This window comes from Micromonospora sp. NPDC020750, assembly GCF_044334565.1.
Taxonomy (GTDB): domain Bacteria; phylum Actinomycetota; class Actinomycetes; order Mycobacteriales; family Micromonosporaceae; genus Micromonospora.
Map to the genome: position 1 here is coordinate 1 of NZ_JBIRTH010000031.1, position 1,033 is coordinate 1,033.

General features: G+C 63.9%; 1 pseudogene. It reads left to right on the forward strand.

Annotated features, from left to right (window positions below):
* A pseudogene (locus tag ACH4T9_RS31965) lies at positions 1–1,032 on the forward strand (hypothetical protein); the annotation flags it as partial.
* Position 1,033: the final 1 nt, after the last annotated feature.

The window sequence follows — 1,033 nt, forward strand, 5'->3', positions numbered from 1 at the left end:
GCGCCGGTGGTGCCCGGTGGGTCGGGTGAGTCGGGTGAGGGTTCGACGCCCGGGACCTACGACGAGGACGCCGACGGCGGCGCAATCCTCGTCAAGCCCGGCGGCAGCGCCTTCCTCGAAGACAGCAACCTGTTCAACAACAACGCCAGCGGCAACGGCGGCGCCATCGCCAACTTCGGCCGCGTCCACCTCGACCGCACCACCGTGGAAAACAACCACGCCAAAGGCAACGGCGGCGGCATCTTCAACGCCGGCATCCTCAGGATCAAGGAATCCCACATCACCAACAACACCGCCGGCAAAAACGGCGGCGGCATCGCCAACGGCAACACCTACGAACCCAAAATCACCATCGGCACCACCGCCACCGGCACCGTCGAAATCACCAAGAGCACCATCAACAGAAACACCGCCAACCACAACGGCGGCGGCATCTACACCGCCAACGGCTTCCTCGACATCACCTCCACCGACATCAAGGACAACACCGCCTGCCACAGCGGCGGCGGCATCTACGCCACCGACACCAACCTCCACCTCCGCCACGTCACCATCGACAACAACAAAGCCAGCGAAGACGGCGGCGGCATCTTCAACACCAGCACCACCAACAAACCCAAGACCACCACCGAACACGACAACGACGACAACAAAGACCGCGGCAGCGCCACCATCGACGACAGCGCCATCCGCGGCAACACCGCCGGCCGCCGCGGCGGCGGCATCTTCAACGGCGACCCCGACCTCAAACCCGGCCCCAACAAAGACAACCGCGCAACCCTCACCCTCCGCAACAGCGAGGTCAAGGGCAACACCGCCGGCAACGGCGGCGGCATCTTCAACAACCGCGGCCGGGTCAACATCATCAACACCAAAATCACCAAGAACACCGCCACCGACACCAACAAGCCCTACGACATCGCCGGCGGCATCGTCAACAACGACGGCACAGTCCGCCTCGACGACGAATCCATCGTCATCGACAACGACCCCACCAACTGCACCGGCCACATCCCCAACTGCTTCGCCTGAC